Source organism: Mucilaginibacter sp. 3215 (assembly GCF_050433785.1).
Classification (GTDB): domain Bacteria; phylum Bacteroidota; class Bacteroidia; order Sphingobacteriales; family Sphingobacteriaceae; genus Mucilaginibacter.
The window spans coordinates 1-21,939 of record NZ_JBNPWO010000004.1 but is presented as its reverse complement, the minus strand read 5'-3'; the positions used below and the strand labels follow the sequence as shown (position 1 = coordinate 21,939).

Annotated in this window: 17 protein-coding genes; 6 read left to right on the top strand and 11 right to left on the bottom strand. The window is 47.4% G+C overall.

All coding sequences use genetic code 11. The features are described 5' to 3' along the window. Window positions 1–6: 6 nt before the first annotated feature. The 5 genes from ABIC84_RS08675 to ABIC84_RS08655 all read right to left on the bottom strand — a co-directional run bounded on the left by ABIC84_RS08675 (window position 7) and on the right by ABIC84_RS08655 (window position 7,166). Window positions 7–2,478, bottom strand: coding sequence for a hypothetical protein (locus ABIC84_RS08675; protein WP_429263336.1), 2,472 nt, complete (start codon window positions 2,476–2,478; stop codon window positions 7–9). Window positions 2,479–2,622: 144 nt separating this feature from the next. Beyond that, on the bottom strand, window positions 2,623–3,399 hold the full coding sequence (locus ABIC84_RS08670; protein ID WP_429263335.1) for a hypothetical protein: 777 nt from the start codon (window positions 3,397–3,399) through the stop codon (window positions 2,623–2,625). Next, the gene (locus ABIC84_RS08665; RefSeq protein WP_429263334.1) at window positions 3,396–4,298 is read right to left on the bottom strand and encodes a hypothetical protein; all 903 of its coding nucleotides are present in this window, start codon (window positions 4,296–4,298) and stop codon (window positions 3,396–3,398) included. Before ABIC84_RS08665 ends, ABIC84_RS08670 begins: the two co-directional genes overlap by 4 nt. Window positions 4,299–4,302: 4 nt before the next feature. Beyond that, entirely contained in the window at window positions 4,303–5,091 is a 789-nt protein-coding gene (locus ABIC84_RS08660) for a hypothetical protein (protein WP_429263333.1), read from the bottom strand. A 1,814-nt stretch (window positions 5,092–6,905) separates the two neighbouring features. Then, on the bottom strand, window positions 6,906–7,166 hold the full coding sequence (locus ABIC84_RS08655; protein ID WP_373614513.1) for a helix-turn-helix domain-containing protein: 261 nt from the start codon (window positions 7,164–7,166) through the stop codon (window positions 6,906–6,908). Between the two features lie 104 nt (window positions 7,167–7,270). Between ABIC84_RS08655 and ABIC84_RS08650 the strand changes: the two genes are divergently transcribed. Continuing rightward, the gene (locus tag ABIC84_RS08650) at window positions 7,271–7,510 is read left to right on the top strand and encodes a hypothetical protein (protein WP_429263332.1); all 240 of its coding nucleotides are present in this window, start codon (window positions 7,271–7,273) and stop codon (window positions 7,508–7,510) included. Here ABIC84_RS08650 and ABIC84_RS08645 read toward each other — a convergent pair. Beyond that, window positions 7,452–8,618, bottom strand: coding sequence for a hypothetical protein (locus ABIC84_RS08645; RefSeq protein ID WP_429263331.1), 1,167 nt, complete (start codon window positions 8,616–8,618; stop codon window positions 7,452–7,454). The genes ABIC84_RS08650 and ABIC84_RS08645 overlap by 59 nt on opposite strands. Before the next feature lie 292 nt (window positions 8,619–8,910). Between ABIC84_RS08645 and ABIC84_RS08640 the strand changes: the two genes are divergently transcribed. Together ABIC84_RS08640 and ABIC84_RS08635 are read left to right on the top strand one after the other, a co-directional pair. Beyond that, entirely contained in the window at window positions 8,911–9,912 is a 1,002-nt protein-coding gene (locus ABIC84_RS08640; RefSeq protein WP_429263330.1) for a sensor histidine kinase, read from the top strand. Beyond that, window positions 9,909–10,634, top strand: a complete 726-nt coding sequence (locus ABIC84_RS08635) for a LytR/AlgR family response regulator transcription factor (protein WP_429263329.1) — start codon at window positions 9,909–9,911, stop codon at window positions 10,632–10,634. The genes ABIC84_RS08640 and ABIC84_RS08635 overlap by 4 nt, the downstream gene beginning before the upstream one ends. A 2-nt stretch (window positions 10,635–10,636) precedes the next feature. Here ABIC84_RS08635 and ABIC84_RS08630 read toward each other — a convergent pair whose 3' ends face one another. Next, window positions 10,637–13,660, bottom strand: a complete 3,024-nt coding sequence (locus ABIC84_RS08630; RefSeq protein ID WP_429263328.1) for a lantibiotic dehydratase — start codon at window positions 13,658–13,660, stop codon at window positions 10,637–10,639. Between the two features lie 89 nt (window positions 13,661–13,749). Here ABIC84_RS08630 and ABIC84_RS08625 point away from each other — a divergent pair, with 89 nt between their 5' ends. Continuing rightward, a complete protein-coding gene (locus ABIC84_RS08625) occupies window positions 13,750–14,181 on the top strand; it encodes a MauE/DoxX family redox-associated membrane protein (RefSeq protein WP_429263327.1) in 432 nt (143 codons plus the stop codon). 111 nt (window positions 14,182–14,292) lie between these two features. After that, complete coding sequence (locus tag ABIC84_RS08620) at window positions 14,293–14,532, top strand: hypothetical protein (RefSeq protein ID WP_429263326.1); 240 nt, start codon at window positions 14,293–14,295, stop codon at window positions 14,530–14,532. A 51-nt stretch (window positions 14,533–14,583) separates the two neighbouring features. Here the strand turns inward: ABIC84_RS08620 and ABIC84_RS08615 are convergent, their stop codons facing one another. The 4 genes from ABIC84_RS08615 to ABIC84_RS08600 all read right to left on the bottom strand — a co-directional run bounded on the left by ABIC84_RS08615 (window position 14,584) and on the right by ABIC84_RS08600 (window position 21,046). Next, window positions 14,584–15,960, bottom strand: a complete 1,377-nt coding sequence (locus ABIC84_RS08615; RefSeq protein WP_429263325.1) for a RagB/SusD family nutrient uptake outer membrane protein — start codon at window positions 15,958–15,960, stop codon at window positions 14,584–14,586. Between the two features lie 34 nt (window positions 15,961–15,994). Beyond that, window positions 15,995–19,210 (bottom strand): SusC/RagA family TonB-linked outer membrane protein, encoded by a 3,216-nt coding sequence (locus tag ABIC84_RS08610; RefSeq protein ID WP_429263324.1) that lies wholly within the window; start codon window positions 19,208–19,210, stop codon window positions 15,995–15,997. 27 nt (window positions 19,211–19,237) lie between these two features. Next, window positions 19,238–20,563, bottom strand: coding sequence for a TlpA family protein disulfide reductase (locus ABIC84_RS08605; protein WP_429263323.1), 1,326 nt, complete (start codon window positions 20,561–20,563; stop codon window positions 19,238–19,240). A gap of 114 nt (window positions 20,564–20,677) precedes the next feature. Then, on the bottom strand, window positions 20,678–21,046 hold the full coding sequence (locus ABIC84_RS08600) for a hypothetical protein (protein ID WP_429263322.1): 369 nt from the start codon (window positions 21,044–21,046) through the stop codon (window positions 20,678–20,680). A 337-nt stretch (window positions 21,047–21,383) separates the two neighbouring features. Here ABIC84_RS08600 and ABIC84_RS08595 point away from each other — a divergent pair, with 337 nt between their 5' ends. After that, window positions 21,384–21,767 (top strand): helix-turn-helix domain-containing protein, encoded by a 384-nt coding sequence (locus tag ABIC84_RS08595; RefSeq protein ID WP_373614527.1) that lies wholly within the window; start codon window positions 21,384–21,386, stop codon window positions 21,765–21,767. Window positions 21,768–21,939 lie beyond the last annotated feature (172 nt).

Below are 21,939 nucleotides of genomic sequence, written 5' to 3'. Positions count from 1 at the left end.
AACTGGTTACCCCACCGATGGAAAAAGCCCCGAAACGGGTAAGCGAAGCCGATACCGTTTTGGTAGTCCGCCCGTGGTAACCTGCTGATAGGTTTCAACCGGCATATTGATATTAAGAATTTTGAGATTGCTGATCGCCACGACATCAGGATTAGTACCTGACGTAGTAAAATCTTTGAGGTACTTGATATTGTTGGTCAGTACACTGCCGTCGCTGTTCGTGGTGCTTTGCTGGATCAGCTTATGCTGAGTAGAATTATACGCATAAGTAACTGAAGATGTCTTAAAGGTTGAGGAACCGGGGCTGTCATATACCAGGCTGGTTTGCGTGCCCAGCAATTCACCAGTGGAGGTGTAAATACCGTATTTGCTGTAGGCTTTGACGGTCAGGCTGCCGTTGATATTGTTATCAATTTCAAGTGCCGGAATAACAACCGGTGTGGCAGTTCGCTGGTACGTATAGGAAGTCTCGCTGGCTTTAGTTTGGTCCTCGTCAAATGTGGTCACTTTCACAGGAAGGCCCCTTTCAAAATCATAGTTGCCGTTCGGCGCGAAAGGATAAGAACCGGTATAGTTTTTAACCGGCCCGTAGCTGGATGCACAGTTCGTCCGTCCCGCATAATTCATGGTCGGAGTCCATTCGGTTGCGCATGAGGCACAAGCAGGGGCGGCGCTGTTATCCCAGTTCATCGCGGGCAGATAAAACTGGGTCAATTTAGAACCGGCCCCGCTTTGTATTTCATACACATATTCATACATGATAGAATGGCTTTCCGCCGAAAGGTCTGTTTCCGAACGGATAGTAGAATAATTCCAGTAGTCGTTTCCTGTGGCTGTTCCCGAATATGGTGTAGTAAAAGCAAACTGGGGAAGCGTTACCGGCTTACCGCTGGAAGGGGCATTAATCAGTAATGAGGTTTTATACTTATAGTTACGCACCATCGTAGTCGCTGAAGTCACCGCGGAATCCGTGATTGACTTAACCCTGATCCCTCCACCCTGAATGGTGGTGTTTGACGGCACGTCGAGGTAATCATTCGGTTCATATTGAATCGTGGTATTTCCTCCCGCCGCATAATAGATCTTGTTCAATGAGCCCGCATTGATATTGCTGGCATTCACGCTACGGCTGTTGCCGGTCAGCGCATTGGTATAATCGGCTCCGACTGTCGAAGACACGTTGACCGCGTAACGGGCATAGTTACTATTGGCTGGATTGACTATTAAAGCAGGCAACAAACCTGTACTGATACCGTTGTAATACCCCCAGTAATCGACTTTCGTGGTGGTTGAATCACCGAGCGTTGTATTATAGTTATTGTTTGATATTAGGGTTTCGCCGCTATATCCAAATTTATAATTGAATGGTGAGCTGCAGCCGCTGATATAGACATTGCGGAGAAATGCCCTGGTGAAATTGGTTCCGGATGAAGTAACATATGAATAATTAAACGTATAGACTTTAGGCCCCATGGTAACGTTATTGATCACCATTTGACCGGTCGCCCACTGGTTCCAGCTGAAAGTGAGAACCGGAAAAGGATCTCCCGTAAATAATTCAGAAATCACGTTAATGGTTTGCGGGGTTATCGTACGTACGATATTGTATTGCGCAATCTTGGTAGTACTTCCGCTTGCCCCACCTGTATATAAAACAATAGGATCAGAACCACTCCTGGGTTGACCGGTGTTGTAAGAAATTCCGACACCATTGCCATTAATGTCTGTTACACTGGTCAGGTGCCAGTTATCATTGAAGTTGATCCCGTTTACAAACTGATTGTAAGTGTTTTTAAAATAGTTAATCGTGGCACCGGCAGCGATCACCGCTTTCATGGTAACCAACTCGGGTGAAGAAAAGACATATTTAATGCCCTGATCGTTGACGATGGTGAATCCGGTGATTGCGCCTGTGGTCGCGTTATAGGAAGGGGTAACAACAATGTCCTGGTATTCAACGGGCCGGAAGCCGGGCAGGTTTTGGTCCCACACGAGCTGGCAGGAAAGCCCTGGTGCACTCACGTTAAAAATATCCGGCTCTGTATCGGAATTAGAGGCGAAATTGGTAGTCAGGTAGTTGATATCCGTAGTTTCATTGGCACAGGTTGTGCCGTTATTAACCGGTGCAAAACTATTGATCTTGCTTTGATTGGTATTATAGATCCAACCCGTCATCGTGGCGTTGGAATTGTCTTTTTTGCAATCATCGGGCAAACCACGCAACTGCCGGCTTACCTGTCCGCCTGTTTCGACCGACCATCCGATTCCTGCATTCATTTCCACATCTTTAGGCTTAACACCACCACCGTAATACACCAGATTTACGGAAATTGATACTCCGCCGCGTTTGACAACTTCGAGCGGGATAACGGCGCTGGCGGAGCCATTTAAAGTATTGACATCAACAATACTTTTTGGGGCGAATAGCTGTATCGTGCCTGAGAGCATACAGCACGCAAACAGTAGAAACTGCTTCATTTTTATGAAAGGTTTAATTGTAAAAGTTTAAGAAATTAAATTATAGATACCAGAGTTCCGGCAGTTAACTGTTTAAATCAAAAAATAATAGATAAAAGTGTTTCATGGTTACATTGATGAAGTTCAATTTACTGATCAGGATATTTATCGATTAGTTTTTAATAGGGGCAAAAGGCTTTCAAGTCGCTTCAGACGCTCTTCAGAAACCTTATTTATTAACTCCTGATCGGACAGCTTTTTTTGCTGTTCTTTAATGATTTGGTCTTTTTCGATCAGGTACAAAGTCAGTTCTTCTACTTTTTTAAGTAGAAGCTTATTCATCTCCCCAAGGTTCAGCCCCTCTTTGGCAATTTCCTCCGCTGAAGGAATTTCGGGCAGGTGCTGGTTCTGATCGATGTAAGATTTGACTTCCGTTAAAGAAGGGAGCTGATAGGCTGGCTTGAAAACATAATCAGGCCACTGCGAATTAAGCTTGACAGTGACGGATGTCGCAATTGCTCCGCCGTTGACCGCCAGTTTATACCCTGTAGGCATTGTTTGGGTGCCAATAGCAACGCCTCCACTAGTTACATGTAAGCCGCCACCGATAACTTCTACATAGCTTTTGCCAAAATTAGAGCCCGGATCTAGCAGGATGCCGGTATCCCAGGCAATTGCTATCTGCTGATAGTTTGGCGATGTCCAGGAACCAGTAGTTTTATAAATTCCATAGCGCAATGGAGCTCCAGAAAACCATGTCAAACCGCTGTTGCCCGTATCGCCGGAAACGTCCTTAAAACTTAAGTTCGCATTTGGCGTAGAGGTGCCAATCCCTATATTACCGCTATTGTAATAAATATTATTACCGCTGGTGTTCCATTGTGCATGAGCTATAATTGAGGAGGTGAGTAATAATGTTAGTGATAAGAAGGTCTTTTTCATTTTTGAGTTGTTTTATTTTGATTCATGTTTTCCAATTGAGCGACGCGTTTCTGAAGCTCTTCCAATTGTTTGTCTTTCCGCTTGTCCTGCTGGTCTTTTTCAATTAGATACAAAGTCAACTCCTCTACTTTCTTCATCAGCAGCCTGTTCATTTCTCCCAGGTTCAGGCCATTTTTGGCTATTTCCTGTTCGGAGGGTATTTCTGGTAAATGCTGGTTTTGATCGATGTATGCCTTAACTTCCGTTAAAGACGGGAGTTGATAGGTTGGCTTGAAAACATAGTCCGGCCAGTTGCTCTTTAGCATAACAGTAAATGAGGTAGCAATCGCACTACCATTTACCGCAAATTTGTATCCCGTAGGCATGGTTTGCGTACCGATAGAAAGGCCATCGTTAAAAACCGAGTTTCCATTCACCGCAATCCCATTCGCCCCCACCTTTACTGCGAATCCAACGCCAACCACAGGGTCAACATAGCTGCCGAGGTAATAGTGGGATTCGCCGGATGCAGTAATGCCGCCTGCAACATCGAGCTTCGTTTGAGGAGCTACTGTTCCGATGCCGACATTTCCGGCATTATCGATTCGCATTTGTTCTGTGAAGCTATCGGAAGCCAATGAATATTTACCAAAACTAATGTGGTTGATACCCGAGGCTACGCCAAACACCCTGAATTCAGAATTTGCCTGTCCAAGACCGCTGGCTTCAGTTCCTGCATCATAAATAAATAATTTTTTATTAGTAGTGGACGGGCCGAGCGATAGTTGCGCAGCGGTACTGCTAACTCCAATACCAACCGAATTGGTTGTTGATGTTACCGTACCACTGGTGTTCCATTGAGCTTTGGCCAAACTTGTTAGATTGATGAACCCTAACAGGATTAAATATTTTTTATACATGATATTAGTGCTTTTTATTACGTTTCTTAAATGCAGTCTCCATTCTTCTCATCTTGCCATTCAGCACCTTGATGGATTTGTCCTGCGCGATTATATAAAGGGTCAATTCTTCCACCTTCTTCAAAAGAAGCCTGTTTGCCTCACTTACATCAAGCCCAGCCTTAACCATCTCAGCCTCCGAAGGGACTTCGGGTAAATGCTGGTGCTGGTCGATGTAGGTTTTTACCTTGTTTAAATCCGGTAGCTTGTAATCTTTTCTGAACACATAATCTGACCAGTCATTCAGGTCTATTAAAACAGATTTGGAATGTATTGTGCCGTTCACATCCAGTTTGTTCAACGGATTAGCAATCCCAATCCCCAAATTGCCGTTATTTGCTAAGGTCATCGCAACGCCCGTCCCGGAAACCGGGCTTCCGCTCGTTCCGCTGTTGTAAACAGAGAACGCGATACTTCCATTAGCACCCATGTACATTTGGGAAGCATAGCCATTTAAAATATATTTATTAGCACCTCCATCCCAGTATACATTTTGCATAATCCCAACCTGTGGAGATACGTTATAGTCCTGGATCATTAACTCGCCCACCTGCATAGACGACGTGTAGCCAGACCATTGAGGGGTGGGTAGAGCACTTCCTTTGACGGACAAAATTGCACCAGGGGTCGTTGTTCCGATCCCGACGTTCCCGGTATTGTTGTTGTAAATGTTCGCCCCGTTAGTGTTCCATTGGGCGTGAGCAATAATTGTAGAAAAGAATATAAACGTTAATGATAATAAGGTCTTTTTCATTTTGATGCGACTTTTACTTTTGATGTATTGTTTTCCAACGCTGTTATGCGTTATTGCATTCCTTCCAGCAACTTGTTCATCTCGCCTACATTCAACCCATCTTTTAAAACTTCCTGTTCTGAAGGAATTTCCGGTAAATGTTGGTTTTTGTCGATATGCGCCTTGACTTCAGCTAAGGGTCGAAGTTGATAGGTTGACTTGAAGACATAGTCTGACGAGGTGCTCTTTTTGAGCAAAAAGATAGTTCGATATGGAAACGAACAAGATTGTGATAAAGGTTAGTTTTTTCATCTGATTAAATATTGATTGGTTGGTGTTGTCTTGAAAATGAAAGCCGGCACGTTCGATGGGATACTATTACGTACTTGTAAGGTTTTGCAGCCGCTGAATACTGTCACATCTATAGAGGAATGTCGTCTACTTCGGGTTAGTGCCGCCTATTATTTTGATGAAGTGTGCGTATTGATTCCGTCTTGACACAGATTAGCTTAGGCAACACCGTTTCCGATTTATCGCCATCTATTCACTGAGCGTAACTGGTACTAAAACAAAGAAAAGGGAAGGAAAAAAGTGTCATTTTTGCATTCATGATAAGGCTAATAGTTAAGTGCGGGCAAATAGCAATTTGCGAAATGCCGTATTATAATACCTTGCAATATACGTACTCTATATGAAAAATCAAGAGGCGTTTAAAAAAAGACAGCGTAAACGCAATTTGAGACGCGGCAAGCACGATGGAAGAAATACAAGATAAATTGCAATCGGTATTGATGTCGTTTATCACGTTCAGCCATATGTGAGCAGATTTGTATGATCTTCACGCTTTGCGAAGACCTTGTGTGAAAAATGGGGTAAGCGTTGCCGTGCAATCGCTGCTATATCCTTTAAACTGACTGCATTGACGTAATTACTTTTCTTAAATTGGAACCAGATAGTAATTGAATTAATTCTTTTTTTAGGGTTTAAATGGGTTAAGGCCATTGACAGTTCGATCTTAATTGACAAACATTAAAAGTTAATTCATCTATCATTTTTCAAATCTATTTCCGATCATACTTCTATATTACACAGATTACTTCCCACCCTTTTCTCACTGTTTTTGCTTTCTAAAAGCCCGTTCCTTTGCCTGTAAAAAAACCCATCTTTAACACAAGTAAAATGGAACAAATAAAAATCAGGAACCCTCAAAACGCTTTTAGCCAACCGGGAAATAAAATTACCGGTATTGAACTAAACCGGCAAAACGATTATACCTGTTAACTGGCTAAAGACGGAATTGCTCATTCGTTTGACGCACCCTATTTAATATCCGGCACTCCGGAAGACAATAATAGCCGGCTGATCCATATCAGTGTTGTTCCACAATATTTTGACCAGTTAATCAAGCCCTTAATTGCATTCCTGAAACCTTTAGGAGTTTACTTTGCGATCCCTGCCAATAAAGAAGCACATAGCATCATACTCGACGGACGGGCCGGCTTTGCGTTAACCGGAAAGGTCATCACAATCATCGCAAATGCTCCCGAAGAAGCAAAACTTATCGTTAATCAATTATGCACAATGATAAAAGAGATCATTGGACCGGCAATGCCATGCGCTTATCACCTCACTCCCGTTATCGCCGTCAGCTATGGCCGGCACTTTGAACAACCTTCCCTTAATTAAGTTTCCGAAGGAAAGGTTTTCGTTAAAACACCAAAGCAATAAATCTGTATAAAAAAAGGAGAGTCAACCAACTCTCCTTTTTTGCGGCAATCATTATCTGTTAACTGCCTCATCCTATAAAGAACTCCGGGTTGATGCTCTTTTGTGTCTTATGTCTCTTCGTAGCCTTCGCCATAAAATATAGATTCGTTGATTTGCAGCAACTTCAGCAGTTTATGCAAAGTGCCGATATTCAGATTTTTGCCTTTTTCATAATCACCATACTGGGACCGGTTAAGATCGTGTGCGTACGAAAACTTATCGTAGTCGCTGAAGCCTCGAAGCTTTCTGAAATGCTTCAGACGCCGGCCTACTTTTTTATAGTATTCCGACTGATCTTCGTCGATTAGCTTTTTCCTTCCCGCGCACATAGGGCAAAGAAACCGAAATACCTGTTTTAATCTTACCTATTATATTATACCTATTATAATAGGCATAATATAAATTATACTTAAATTGCGGTTCATATCCAGCTATGGAAGATCAGCAGGTTTTACAACAATCACTCGAAGTCCTGGGGCTCAGTCACCGATTCGTCGTTACTTCAAAAGAAATGGGATGTCGGACAATGGCTGAGATCATTGAATGCGGACTGCCGGCATTGCAACAAAAAAAAGAGTTTGATTATCACTGGCTTGCTGAATTGAGCGAATATCTTAGCGACAAAGGATTGTTACACTTATTACAGCCGCTACCGGGAAGTAAGAAAGTTTAATAAATTCGGCCATCTGTAGCAGGAGGTCCATTACTTTTTTCGCGGTATTTTGGGTGATACTGTATAACTCTTTACTTAAACTATCCGGGGATATATTTTCTTGTTTGATGGTACTGTAATTAAACGCGGCAGATTTAAATATCTGGGTAAGATTGGAAGTGGCATAAATACCGGCTTCAAAAAAAACGTGGATCAGACAAGCTAATTGCGGAACAGAAAGCCGCAGGCCGATTTTCCCCGGCCAGGCATCAGGAATACTGACTTTGTTTTTCTCCAATACAGCTTCCATTAACACCGCTTCTTCTGTCATCCAGCCTTTTAACATCACTAATATAGGCGCTAAGTTTTGATCATAAATATAACGGAGAGAGCTTCCGTTAAGCTGAATTTCTGCGGCTTTTTGCTTGAGCACTTGAATACGTTCCGGTTCAGAAAAGACAGCCAGTTCGGCCTTAGTCCTATTTTTCAGGTAGACAAAAAAATCAAGATGATTAAAATTCAGATGGATCAGTAGTTCTGAAATGCTCTGGTTTATACCTTCCTTACTGGACATTTTTAGCTTAACAGCTAGTTCATTCAGTAGTTTATTGACAAAGATAAATTCACCTAAAGATAAACAACCGGCAATTATTGCGTCCCGTATGCCGGAGAAGTATTTCTTAAGACATTTGCGGAGTGCGTCATCAACGGGAAATCTGTTAAGCACATTTTTGATTGAACTTTGCTGTTCTTTTATATCGGAAAATTTAAACGACAGGTAAGCAGCAGGCAACAGTCTTTCCCAATCGAGGTACTTTTTAAAGAACAGCAGCAGATGGTCCATCAGGGCCAGCAGTTGCGAAATCTCAGTCTCTGTTAGCTGGGAGTTGCTTAATAAATCACGTAGAAGATCGAAGTGGTAGTTAAAATAACGACCTAACGCACCGTCGGTGGCATCGGAAAATACCGCATCGGCCCAACCTTCGCGCACCTGCTCACAGAGTTGGCTGAAACATAAAAAATCAGGGCCCGCGGAATTCCCTGAACTGCAATCTGAGATGGAAGTTGCGCTTGAAGGCAACTTTGTACTTTCCATCACTGATACCAATTCATTTTTGAGCGGGCCCATAGCATTGCTTTTTTTAAGAAATTAGTGCGTCGTTGTAAGTACAGTCGTGCAAGTCGTTGTCGGATCACTGGCTGTAGATGTTTCCAATCCATTACTGATTCCTTTGCTAGTGTAACTGTAGAACTTCACCACGCCTTTTTTAGGCAACTTGTTTTTATTTGTTTTCATATTATATTTTTTTCTATATTACAATAATATCACAGCGGTCGCAATTCGCTACGCAAACGGCAGTATTAGGCATGTAAACGTTAAACCAGGTCGGGGAACGGCACGCTTCAAACCAATTATTTCAATGCGTAAAATCATCGTCCATATAACTGGCTGGCTAGTTTTCGCCGTCTACGAGCAGGCCTTCGTTTGGTTTTTAAATAACAAATCAGGGCTTTCATTTTCTTACCTCTATTATTTCCTTTGCAACATCGGTTTGTTTTATATGTATATTTACATATTAAATAAGACGAGTCGCGGGCCTCGCAGACGACGATATACTGAACGCTTTATTTCGGTCCTCGGAGCGGTTGTATTCTTCCTCCTATTGAAATCCGCCGGGGAATATTTTTTTGATGCTGCAAAAGCTCACATCAACAATCCAGCACTGTTCCGTAAGTACATCATATTGGATCTTTTTCGAAACGTTTACTTTTTGGGGCTCGGCACCTTATACTGGTCAGCAAGCAGTTTTTCACGCCTTGAAAAAGAGGCCGCAGAAACGACGATACAATTAGGTAATACCCGAAACGCTTTGTTACAACAGCGAATCAATCCGCACCTGGTCTTTAATGCACTTAACTTTGTCTATTACAGCGTTTATAAACATTCGGAAAAAGCCGCCGATGTTATCTACCGGCTTATTGAGATACTCCGCTTCAGCATGTCTGCGTCTCAATTAGATATTAAAGTAGCGTTAGGCCATGAAGTGGAGCAGATCAACAATCTGATCATGATCAACCGGGCAAGATTTGACTATCCGCTCAATATCCGGTTCGACTATAAAAGTGACACTAAAACATATTCCATCATACCTTTTGTCCTGCTCACGCTGACCGAAAATATTTTCAAACATGGTGTTCTGAAAGATGAAGACATTTTTATCAGTCTGTCCGTGACGGCGTCGGGATACCTGACCTTTGAAACAAGGAACAAAAAGTCTTACCAGGAAAATGCATATCTGAAAGAAGGCACCGGCCTGCGCAACACACGGTTACGGTTAGCATACGCTTATCCCTCCCACCGACTGCACATTGACGACACGCTGCCAAACTTTTTTCAACTTTCTTTACAAATTCAATTATGAACATCTCCATTTTTATAGTCGATGACGAGTATCATGCCGTAGAGCAACTCAAAGGATACGTTCTGAATACACCCGGTCTGATATTGGCCGGAACATCCGGTGACCCGTTAGAGGCCCTGGAAAGAATACCCGCCATAAAGCCTGAAGTAACATTCCTCGATATTGGCATGCCCGTCATGAACGGTTTAACACTGGCCAAACTGATCCGCAATCTTACCAGAATTGTTTTTACCACCTCTTACAGGGAATACGGCCCCGAATCTTATGACTTAAAGGCCGATGATTATCTGCTCAAGCCGATCACTTTTGAGCGTTTTCTAGAATGCATCCACAGCATCCGAACCGACGCGATATCCGAAACCATGTCAACCAATAACAGCTTTTCCTTTTTTGTAAAGACCGCAGCAAAAGGCAAACTGCAAAGGATTACCGCTGAGGATATTTTGGTTATTGAAGGAGACGGCAATTACGTAAAAATATACCTTTCAGGACAAGTCATCTCTGCTTATCTTACCCTTCGCGAAATCATGGAGAAATTACCCCACAACATGTTCCTGAGAATACACCGGTCCTTTATTATTAACCCCGCCAGGATAAAGTCTATTGAAGCCGGCCAAGTGTTCCTGGAACAGGATCATATCGTACCTATCGGCCGTGATTACAAAAAGGCCTTTTTGCAAAACCTCAGCGATCCTGTGTTTTCAAGTTATCGGGAACAGTGATATCATTTGATGCCATCCCGTTTTCGTACCACCAGGGAAGATACGTATTTCCGGAGACAAAAGTAAACGAGTCCTTCCTGCTGCCGTTGCCGGAAAGAAAAGAAACGGTTAAGATGCATATGTACAAGATCTGCCAGCAACCGTTCCTGCCGTGCCTGTTCCCAATTTTTACACAATTTTCTGAAATGCTGCAGCATCTGCAACATCTGTCCGGTTCCGGCCACCGAAAATTCACCTTCTAACGTTCCGTCTTCCAGCATGCGGGCAAGATCTCTGGCGAGTTGTCTGTATTTGCCGTCCATCCCGACCAACAGTGTTTTATCTGCGTCAAACTCACGGCGAAACCCGGCATCCGCAACCGTGAGAAAGGTTTCAAACTGCTTTAGATCCTGGAAGAATGCCCCGCACATTCTATAAACCAAAATTATCGGCAGGAGCTCATCTGCTCTGGCATCCAGGTGCTCTTTCATTCCGAGATAGTTAATCACCCACTCGCTTGAAGCAAAGAAAAATGCCTCCACCTCTCCGATTATTTCAGGGCCGTAGCGTTCCAGTTCACGGATATAGGTTTCTGTACGAAGTTCCTTTACCATCGGGCTGTATATTTCTTTGGAGAAACCGTCATGAAATGCGGAAAGTAGACGGCCGGTATTTTCGGCATTTACTTTAAACCTCAGCCGGATGTGATGATCCGGGTCATAGTAACGGACAAAAAACCATTGATCGATAATAGCTTCATTTTTACGGATGACGGGAACCACAACCCCTGTCAATAACTGATCAGCGCTCCTTTCTGTACACGCCATCCGTATATAGAGCCACCCGCTGCCCGGCATAAACCGCCGTTGCGGCAGTTTCATACGAACTGGGTAGCCTGGTGATAATCCGCTGTATACAGGCAGAGGATTAAGCATTACAGCGATGCTTTGCGCGGCGAATGAATCCGATCCGTCCGAAACCGCTGCACCTGGGTGCAGAAATTCATGCAGCACTGTTCTGCCGGCTCCGCGGAGACAATCCAGAAAAAAAACAGCTTCTGAATCATTGACCAGATCGAAGACCAATTGCTGGTCCGTTCCTCCAAAAGAGACAAAAGCCGGAATCCCCCTTTCCTGCCGAAACTGGTGTAACCGGCCAAGGGAAACCGGCTTATCCGAAAGGAACCTGATATCCTCGCCGCTCAATGTCCATTTTGCTAATGAAAAAATACAGCGCCGGAATTCAACCCGCGGGTAAAACGGCAATCCGGGAAAAAGCTTCTCCGGGTCGAAATTAAAATTTACCTGCAGCCCCTGAAATTGAAGATGGGCAAGCAGCCGGAAAACAGGTGTTTCATTATGATGATAGTTATAGGCAGTCGGTAGCCGGGGGATTAAGCGCTTTCCCAGGGACACCGATTCCAGGATAAGCTCATCCCCCTGAACAGACAGCAGGAGATCTGCTGGAAGCACTATCCCGGCTCCTTCAGCCACCGGATAACCAGATAACGCTATGACGTGATCGTATATTTGCACCCTTCTGTTGATGTTATCCACATGCTCATGGGATAAATGGTGTAGTTCAGCGAACAAAATATCCGGATTCGCATTTTTTTCTGCCAGGGCGATTTGCCTGCAAAAAGCACCCAACTCGTCCGAAAAAACCGAAAACCGACCAGTTAGCGCGGTAGCACTTGCTCCTCCGATATTATCCAGCACTAATTGGTCTCCTGCCCTGCTGTATAATACCGACAGGGAGGGCGGCAGCTTTAGGTGTCTTTCTTCAGCGCTGTCCGGGAAGCTCAAATCTTCTTCTCGAAGAACCACTTTATCCCATTCCCCCCTTTTCCTGTCCCGTAACCATATCCTGAGAAAAAGTTGCCTTACCGCATCCCAATCATGACTGATAACAGACTTGTTACTTGCAGGAAAGCTCAAACCTGCGAGCAAACCGTTACCCTCTGCATGATTATGGAGGCCGTCGTAACTAATCCCGGTATCCGGGTCCAGCGCCTCCAATAATGGCACCCGCCTGCCTTCAAAGCGGCGCTTAAATGCGGTTATAAAATCCTGCATCGCAGGCGGATTAAACGGCCGAACGAGCTTTGCCAGAAACCCGATAGCCTGCCCGAGTTCGTGCTGCTGCCAATCCCCGATACCGCCCGCTTTCAGGGCCCGCCCCACACCCGCGTAGAACAGGTCTGCACCGCCGTTTATCCCGGAGACCATATTCAATTCACGCAACTTCGCCGCACGCTCCGCAATAGCCGGCGCCGCCGGTATAACGACTGATCTTTGCTCCTCCCAAAATTTCGCAGCCGGCTCGGGATCGGTTCCGTTTCTGTCATTCAACTCCTTCTCAAGCAATGACCCGTCAAATTCGGAGAGCAACACCTGCTCATCGATCAGAAAAGCAACATAAGTTACCGCATCGTCAGCGCTGCATCCCGAACGTTCCTTAAGCAAGGTGACCAGTTCGGAACGCTTAAGGGGACCCCTGGCCGACCGCTTTATCAGGTAATTATTCAGAGGCTCCGCCGCTATTCCCTGCATGGAAAAGTCAAGTTTCCCATTTGCGCCCGCCCGGGAGACGGTGTACCGCCAGAAATTTCCCTGCCGGTACAATGACGGGTTACTGTAGATCATGAAATCCGCGGAGCTTTCTTTTAATACAGCATTTCTCGCCTGCAACCATTTCCAGGAAGGCAATACATGAAGAACAGCCTTTTTTTCAAGTACAAGCTTGTCCATGGCTGACCAACCGGCCATTGTACATGACGCAAATGCGCCAAAAGGAGTACAACGAAAAGACATGCGGTTATAATACTTATACAGCGTAAACCGCTCCTTCTCCGATAAAAGGTTGTAATCAAAACCTTTCTTTTCCAATTCCCGGTGATAAACAGGACTGGCCAGCCAGACCGCATCCCGGAAAGCGGGATCGCTGAGCACCCGGAATACTTTCCCCAGGTCATAATTTTCAAAACTATAGAACGGTACCCGTAAAAATACCCGGTCAAAAAAATTATAATACTCAATTACAGCCATATACACTATCAAAAAAGGGTATGCTACCCGTTTACCACTGTTTTACTATTTCGGTCGTCCCGTACTTTGTTCCCAACAATCACCGGAACATGAAAACGACTCAATCCTTTATCATTTCGCTGCTGATCATGCTATTTATCTACGCAGCCTTAAGTAAACTGCTAACCTTTTCAGACTTCAGGCAGCAGTTATACAATCAAAACTTCTCACACAGTTTTGCGGCGTCATTAACTTACTGCCTGCCCGTCGCCGAAATCGTAACCGCGGGCCTTCTTTCCTTTAAGCGGACAGTACTGACCGGGCTATTTCTCTCGGCAATACTGCTTGTTGCCTTCACGGGTTACATTTCCCTGGTCATGCTGCATTACTGGGACCGCGTGCCCTGCTCCTGCGGCGGTATCCTGAACCACATGTCCTGGACAGCACACCTCATTTTCAACTGGTTCTTCCTTATCCTAAACCTGATGGCCATATACTTCCATTACGCTGAAAGAAAACCACCAGCCTTATTAACTGACTGATCCAAACAGGGGAAAGCCGAAAACCTGCGAAAAGAGTAGGCAACCATTCATCAACCAAAGTTTTTCTGAGCGTTTTTTGATCCAATAAAGCGTTCCCACATCATGAAAGGCATGAAATTGAACCTCGCCGCCATCGCGGTATTATTAGGAACAGGCGCTGCATTTGCCACATCTGCTAAACCGGCCAATGTGAAATGGGGCCTGAACGGCAGCACTTACATCCAGGTGACTGGCGCTTACACTTGTGATCCGGGATCAACCGTTTGTACCCGCACCTATCCTGCCGGCCAAAACCCGAACACCAACCCAAATGGTTACATTTCACAGGAAACCGGGGTATTTGCCCAATAAATCCCGCCTGATCCGTTCTGCAACCGGCCTCGCGCCGGTTGTTTTTTGTTTTTATCTTTCGTTCTGCTCGATATCATTCGCCAGCAACTCCTGCTGCGGGATCGGGAACACGTATCGTTTGTCCCCCGGTGCCAGTGTATAGGATTTACCCGCTACTGTCCGGCTGAGCGTCGTGGCGAACGCGGGATCTTTGTTCAGCCGCCGGAGATCGCTCCAGCGTATGCCGCGAAACACAAGCTCCTTTCGCCGTTCGAGGAGTACTTTTTTTAAAAGTTCGTCATTGCTGCTCACGGTTACATCCTGATAGGTTCCTGTACGCCACCTTGATTTCAGCAGGGTGTTCAGCTCTGCCAGGGCATCACCCGTTTTCCCCAACCGTGCGAGGCTTTCGGCGCGGATGAGGTAAAGCTCGTCGACCGCGAGCCCGCCGAACAGCTGCAGCCGGAACCCGGTGTAGCGACCTTTGAAATAGGTATTTGGCCCGCTGCCGGCGAAGAAAACCGGCCTGCGCAGGTCGTCTGCAGCATAAAGGATATATAATTCGGGAGCTACCGTTGTCCTTGTCGAGGAGCTGAACCCATAGCTGATCAGTTTATCATAAAAGATCACTTCCGGGTTATCCGCGGCGGGGATATAAGGAAAAGGATTGGCGACGAGCGTATCCAGTCCGTTATAGTCGGTCAGCTTATGATTTTGGCTCAGCGCCGCTGTCGCGTAGGACGCTGCCTGGTTGTAATCCCCCATGCTGAGCATGACCCTGGCCAGCAGGGCCTCGGCCGCTGTTTTGGAGGGGCGGTTCTTATAAGCGACCTGGCCCGGCAGGAGCTGGTCCGCTTCGGTCAGGTCATGGATCACCTGGTCGTATACCTGCTTCAGGTTACCCCGGCCAGCCTTCACGTTGACATCGGCGGTCAGCCTGAGCGGAACACCGGGAAGGGTTACTGCTGAAGCAGGATCGTAGGCAGCTGCAAAGAGCTGCACCAGGTTATAAAAGGCAAAGGCCCGGTGAAACAGCGCGCTTCCTCTTGCCGTATTCCAGCTTTCCTGTTCTGCGGCCGCAGGTTTCAGGGCCGCGAGGCCATCCAACACGATATTCGCGTAGAATACCTGCTGGTAGGGAATATTCCAGTCCGGGCAGGGCTGTCCTTCATAGATATCTGCCGTCCATATATAGCTGTTTTTTTGTAATTCCGAGGTCAGCGCGGTAAAACCTGCGTCACCGGTCCGGTAATCGTCCGAGCCGATCTCCTGCAGGGCGGGACTGGTATTGAACACAGTCATATTATCCATCAGTGCTGTAAAATCAGCGTATGTCTGCGGTACCAGGACGGACTTATCGGGTACTTTCTTCAAATAGCCGTTCTGGCAGGCATACGCCAGGCAGGTTGCAGCCAGTAAGGCGATCTGTAAAATGGGATGTATTTTCATATACTTGCTGTTAATCAGTTTTATTTTCCTCGCTTCAAAAATCTCCCCGCAGCCCCAGTGCTACCGTGCGCACCGGGGGATAATCGGCCGATGGGTAATCCGGGTCGAACCTGGTTTTGGTGGCCTTCCAGATGATACCGATATTGTTGGCATACAGGTAGACCTGCAACCTGCTGAAAGGCAATCCCCGGTTGGCGGAACGGTTGAATTCATACGCCAGGCTGATATCCTGCAGGCGGATGTTATCCGCTTTTTCCACGGTTGCCGAGGAGTAGTTGTAGAAACTGTCCCGGGCATTGTCGATCGACGCCGGCAGCGAAGGGACGGTCGTATGGCGCTCATCACCGGGCTGCTGCCAGCGTTCGGCATACCGTCCCTCGTAATACCCGGTACCGTTCAGTACACTGGCATAGAAAATACCGCGCTGGCGGAAGTAATAACCGAAACGATAACTGATGTTGGCGGACAGGGAAAAGTTTTTGTAGCTAAACGTGTTCCGGAACGCGCCGAAAACAACAGGCCGGGCAGGTCCGTTATAAAGCAGGCTGTCCGGTCTGGCCGCCGCCAGTATACCGCTGTAATCTTTACTGGGCTGACCGTTCAGGTACCCCCGCGGATCACCTGTTTGAGGGTCCAGGCCCGCAAAACGGTAGCTGTATACCGCGTAGAACGGCCGTCCCGCCAGCGGGAATACCTCATTGTCTGCCAAGCTGGTATAAGAACCAGCATCCTGTTTCAGCGCGTAATCAACTACTTTATCCGTTACGTAACTGAACAGTAAACTGCTCTGCCATTGGAGGACCCCGGTCAGGTTCCTGGAATTGAGGGTGATATCGATCCCGTGCCCCCGGGTGTTCGCGGTGTTGCCCCTGAAAGTCGTGATACCGGTCGAAGGGGCGTAGGGAATATCGCCGATCAGGTCGAGGCCGCGCTTGAAATAGGGCTCGATAGTTCCGCTCAGGCGGTTGCCCAAACTGGCAAAATCAATGCCTGCATTGATCACCCTGACCCGCTCCCAGCGCAGTTCCGGGTTGGGCGGGTTGATCACTTCAGCGTAGGTCGTATTGATGGGGTTCCCCGTCAGGTATTGTGCCGTGGTATAGGCGGATATCGATTTATTGACATTGCCGTTATAGCCATAGGTCAGGCGTAATTTGAGACTGGGCAGCCAGTTGACCTGGTAGAAGGTTTCCTTACTGATGTTCCAGCTGAGCCCGGCGGAATACAGCGGAACGCCCTGCTGGTTCGCTTTCACGCCGAATAGGTTGCTCCGGTCAAGCCTGCCGCTGCCCGAAACGGTATAACGGTCGAGGTACGTGTAGGCGGCATTCGCATAATAGGACAGGTTGCGGTCAGTCAGGTCAGCAAAACTGTTATCGTAAGGCACGGTGCTGAGGTAACCGGGTATGGCATACTGGGGATAATTGCCGGTATAATCCACCGGGAGGGCGGTCGCGTGGGTATCGTCATAACCATACGAACGGTTGCTGCCGGAAAGGGTATGAAATTGCCGGAGTTCATAGCCACCGATCGCGGTCAGGCTGTGTTTCTCCCCCCACTGCCTGTTGAAGCTGAGCTGGGCACGAAAGTCCCCGGTCGTTGCGCTGATGTTCCCGACGTCGAGGATCCCGCCCATCGGGATGGCGTAGGTCAGCCCGCCGGCACCGTCCGCCTGCGTAAAATTATTGATCAGGTTACGGGTATAATAACTGGCCAGGCTTTGCAATTGTCTTTTGTCGGTGATGGACCTGCCGTACTGGTATAATACCGCGGCGGTTAAGTACGGCCTGATCTTGTACGAAAGGGCGATGTTGATCCGGTAGTCTGCCGCTTTGTTCCGGCTGTCCCCTGTTCGCATTTCCGCCAGCGGGCTGTAGCTCCAGTCGAGCAGGCCCTGTTGCCGGGCACCGGCAATGAAGCTTTCCCGGTAATCGTGCGTGATGGCCAGTGGATTGCCCGAAACGTCGGCAAGCCGGGCGTAGGGATACAGGGAGGCACCGTTCCCGGTGTTCAGCCCGATCAGGCCGGTGCCCGGATTGTCCAGCACGGTATTGGATTGCGTGTAATAAAAGCCGGTGCTGATCTCCAGCTTCTTTTTCAGGAGGGACAAAGTTTGCCCCGCATTAAAGGTGTAGCGCTCATAACCGTTCCGGACAAGGTTTTCACGGTTATGGTCGTAACCCGCGGAAAGGTTGAAGCGCTGCCTATCGGTCCCTCCGGTCAGGTTCAATGCGTATTGCCGGGTGAAGCTCTTCCGGTAAAAGTATTGATTGAAGTCGTCGCGCACATCGTGCGCGGTCAGCTCCCGGATCTGCCGGTCGGCTTCCGATGCGGAGATCCGCCCGTCCCGGCCTGCGATCAGTATTTCGGCTACGGGTGTAATAGCGGGGTTGTTGTACCCCGTTTCTGCCTGCTCATAAAATCCCGATGCAAACAATTGCCTTTCCATGGCGGCAAAATCCGCTGAAGACATCCTCAGCTGGTAAAACAAATCGGGCTTCTCCCCCACGGTGGCGGCTGCATTGAACCCGATCTTCAGGGCCTGGTTATACTTCCCTTTTTTGGTGGTGATCACGATCACGCCGTTCCCGGCGCGGGAGCCCCAGATCGAAGCAGCCGCGGCGTCTTTAAGGACGGAGATGCTTTCGACGTCGTTCGGGTTGATGTCATTGATATCGCCGTCGAAAGGAAAATTATCCAGCACGACCAGCGGGTTCGCATTCCCGTAAATGGTATTCTGCCCGCGGATACTGATCAGGTTGGCGCCTGCGGACTTTCCTTTGTTGAACAGCAACCCGGGGGTTACATCTTCCAGCCTGTCAAGGATACCGGTACTGATCCTGCGGTTCAGCAGCTTGTTGTCCAGCTGTACAAAGGAACCTGTTGCCCTTTCGGCGGGCACCTGCTGGTAACCGGTGGATACGACCACCTCCGGGATGGCTTCGGCTGCCGGTTCCAGGAAAACTTCGATGGGATCCGCGTTCGGGGGGACTGGTATTTCCCGGCTGCGAAACCCGACAAAGGAGACCGTTAATACACCTTGTCCTTTAGGGGCTGCCAGCCTGAACCGGCCGAGGCTGTCGGTCAGGACACCCCCGGTGCTTTCTTTGAGATGTACCGTCGCACCGTGCAGGGGCAGGCGGGTTTCCGCCGAACGGACGGTCCCGGTGACCCGGTTGTCCTGGGCTTGTGTGACCATGGCCCGGACCAGGCAAAGCAAGAATAAATAGGTTCGTATCAATGGCTTCATGAGGAATGATTTAGTGGTAAAAAGCGGTTAATGGCCCGGGGATCCGGCATCACGGATGACGAGCATGCTGATCTCTGCCGGTTTCTTTTCAAAACGCAGGCCGTAGGCCGCCAGGGCCCGGTTCACATCGTTCAGGTCGTTCATCCTGGCGCTGAGCCTGATATCCGCCATTTCCTGATAACCGGTCTGGTCGACCAGGGGATAGGGATAGCCCTGCATGGCGATCTTCATTCGGCTCAGGAACACGTAGAGGTAGCAGCTTTCAAAATCGCAGCTGAACCCGTCGATGGCAGCCGATGGGGCGCCGCCGGAGGTATGCAGCCGGTCCCGGTTGTCTGTACGTACCAGTACCAGGCAGGTCACTTTCCTTTTTTCTACATGCGCTTCATAAGCGTTGAAATAGCTCTGCAGCTGTCCGCGCATGAGCCGGTAGGCTTCTTTTTTTTCTTTTTCGGGCAGCAGCAGTTCATAGCAATAGCCATGGCCCGCTTTCAGCCAGTCGAGGTATGCCCTGCCCCGGATGGCCGGTGGCAGCAGGGTGGTGGTATCCGCTACCTCCACCAGCGTTTCTTTCTGTTCCTTCTGGTAGGCCAGCCGGAACAGATCGGTGATCGTCTGGTTGCGCGTGGTGATCCTCCTGGCGGGCTCACCGGAATCCAGGTCTACATCCTTGTAGATGCCTGAACCAATGCCTTCGATATAAAGGGAGAGGCTGGCCTGCATCAGGGTGTTTGCGGCAGGTGCACCGGAGCCGAACAGGGGCCGGGTATGGTCATAAACGGTTATGCTATCCCGCTTTAAAGGCATCGGCGCATCCTGCAAGGCCAGCATCGCCCTGATGCGGACGGCTGTTATTTCGCGGTCGTCAGTAATGGCTTTGACGATGCCGTCGGTGCCGATCCATACGAAATGCGGCAGGCTCTGGTGCGGAAAGAGCGCGGCGAGCTTTTTGTCGCCGGTGATGATCGGGCCCTGCGCCCCGCGGCCTGTGGCGGCCCGGCGCTTGTCCAGAAACATCCGGACTTCCGCTTCGTCCTCGTAGGCTACCGGCAAAAACTGCAGTTTTCCCCGGAAAATCTCCTGCAGGGAATCGAGCCTGGGCATGACGGAAACGCAGGGCGCGCACCAGGTCGCCCAGAAATCCAATATCAGCAGTTTACCTTTAAAAGCCGACAGATCTTTCCCCGATAAACCGGCACCATTGATTACACCGGACAGTGCCACCGGCGGTACTTTATCCCCTATTTTCAGCGGAACTACCGTGCCGGCACCCGCATTTATAGCTGTATTTTCCTGCGCACCTGCTCCGAAAAAAAAGCAAAGCAAGGCCAGGAAGCAAAAAAATCGCTTCATTTTAAATCACATTAAAGAATAATTATTGAACCAGAACAACCCTGCAGCTGCCGGGAATACTAACCCGAGGCATGCACGCCGGCATCATTGTTGCCGCCTGTCCCCCGCTCCTGCTTAACCAGCATCGCTTCTCCCGCAGATGACACAGCGGCCGCTTGTTTTAATTTGCAGATTGTAGATACCGTTGACCAGGCTAATCAGGCCATCGAAAAGAATGGCCACATCCTGGATGTCGGGCAGTTCCTTGTCCGTTGTGGACCCCGATGCCAGGGCAAACCCGCGAAAGGCCTCCCACAGCCCTACCCTCACTTCTTCAGGATCAAAACTTTCAAAAAATACACGGACCGCCTGCTCCGGCGTCCGCACACCCATATCTTTCAGATCCACTACTACAGCACCCATATACGACCAGAAAATAAACCATAAACTAACGACATAACCCATCCCTTCCGATGAAAAACCAGTGGTTTCACGGTCAGGCAAAATGAAAGAAAACGGCAGCCGGTTTTAATTAACTATTAACGGAGCTGCCTTTTTCAGTATTTACGTAGGGCTTTTAATGATCGTTGCATGAAGATTCTTGGAGAGATTCGAAGCTTCAATTTCGCGAAGTTGCAAATGCCATCTGCGATATAATCGATTTGTCCTGAAATGACAAATTTCAACAGACGAAAAAAAACTATATTTCACATTAGTAGTCATTTGCATATGAGTACTAAAATACAGTATAAATTATAAAAAAATAATAATTACGAGTTGACTTGTACCGTTTTTTGGTTGACTTTTAATATCTTTACCAATATTTGAAATCAATTTTACCATGGAACACAGTGATCAAACTAAACATCTCGGTTATAAGATATCAATGATTAGATCATTGAGAGGAATAAAGCAAGAAGCATTGGCATTGGAAGTAGGTATTAGTCAGCAAGAAGTTTCTCAAATAGAACAAACTGGACATGTAGACGCCGAAATCCTTAATAAAATAGCCATTGCACTGCGAGTTAGCCCTGATGCAATTGAAAGCTTTGATGATAATTTAGCAATTTATACGATCAACAATAATGTAGAGAATAATACATTTGCTGATTCTTCAATCGCGATCCAGCAAGAATTCAATCCAATCGAAAAAATTATCGAATTGTATGAACGACTACTTGCAAGTGAAAAAGAAAAGGCTAAGCTGATCGAAACTAAATTATAAAATTAGTTATGGAAATAATATCCAATACAATTACTATTCATAAAGGCAGGAAGATAGAGCGAGTACGGAAACTGCGTGGTGCGCCCGTAAAGGCGCTTTGATAAATATACTTTAGCAAGTATTGGGCATGTGTTCCAAAGCCCATCATCAACCGACCTATCCTTGAGGGAAA